General features: G+C 59.4%; 1 protein-coding gene and 1 pseudogene. One reads left to right on the top strand and one right to left on the bottom strand.

All coding sequences use genetic code 11. The features are described 5' to 3' along the window. A pseudogene (locus EN932_RS36510) lies at positions 1–309 on the top strand (M23 family peptidase); the annotation flags it as partial. A 100-nt stretch (positions 310–409) separates the two neighbouring features. On the opposite strand, the gene EN932_RS36505 reads toward EN932_RS36510, so the two are convergent. Then, positions 410–1,181 (bottom strand): OmpA family protein (locus tag EN932_RS36505; RefSeq protein WP_245483405.1); only part of this gene is annotated, 772 nt, incomplete at its 5' end.

Raw genomic sequence — 1,181 nt, 5'->3', positions numbered from 1 at the left:
GGCAGAATCTATCCCTGCCATTCCCCGGGAATGGAAGGCGCGCACCAGGTGCTGTCGGCCACAGGTTCGGCGCAACTGAGCGCCGTGCTGGGGTCGGCCGTCATCCAGGCCAACCCGTTTCTCACCGGCAAGACCGCCAGCTACGTCGTGGACTGGGCCGAAAGGAAAATGGGCCAGAAGCTGGGCCGCATGGCCACTGGCGCCGCCCAGCAGACAACGACCACGGAGGTCCGCCAGACGTCACCGGAGTTTGAAAAATACAAGCAGGCCGTCACCGCCGTCATAAGCTCAATTCAGAATACGCTTTGAACCACGCTCGCGCTGCTCTATCAGATGCTCACCCCTGTCCAAATTCCATCGGGTAGAACAATCTTCGCCCCATCCCAGGCTGCGGCGCAGCTTTGCGTGGCTATTGCGTCTTTATCCGCATTTCCACGCGGCGATTGAGCGGATCGTATGGGTTGGAACTGCGCGGGTTCTTTTCACCCATGCCGACCGCGTTGATGCGATCAGGCTCGATGCCGCTGGCCGTGAGGAAGGCGGCTACCGATTTCGCTCGTCGTTGCGACAGGCCTTCGTTGTGGTGCACCGTGCCGGTGGCATCGGTATAGCCTTCGACGACGAAGCTGAACGTGCTCAGCCGGTTGTCCTTCAGGGCTTTGGCGAACTCGTCGAGTTCAGCGCGCGCGGTGGCGTCAAGTTCGGCCGAATCCAAGCCGAAATTGATCAGCATGTCGAGGCCGGTTTTCACTGCCGACGCGTCATTGGACTTGCTTTTGCACTCCTCCGCGGAGCCAACACAAATCCCGCGGGACTTGCCGAGATCGGCCGCACCAGCAAAAAACTTCACGATGTCTTCCGATTTCTGAACGGGGTCGGCGGAAGCGTGGGTCGAGAAAAGCACGACCGCCAACACAAAAGCTGAACTGCTCCACTGCATAGCGGCTCCTCCTGGTTGAGTATTCCGATTTTCGATGTTGGGATCATAGCAAATTCGCAGGCAATTGTCTGTCTGCAATCGCCGGGGCGTGACAGTTGTTGCCGCGTCACCGGTTGAGACTTGACCCGCGCCGCGCCTAAGGCTTGAGTGGCCAAGCTTCTCGATGAAAGCGTGGCGGTCATGGCCAATGGGCTCCGGTTCAAAACGGCAAGGGATCTTTTCGCGGCGTGTCCTGCTATTG

This window comes from Mesorhizobium sp. M7A.F.Ca.US.002.01.1.1 (assembly GCF_004022955.1).
Classification (GTDB): Bacteria; Pseudomonadota; Alphaproteobacteria; order Rhizobiales; family Rhizobiaceae; genus Mesorhizobium; species Mesorhizobium ciceri.
The sequence above is the reverse complement of the archived record's forward strand: the minus strand, read 5'-3'. Positions and strand labels throughout refer to the sequence as shown.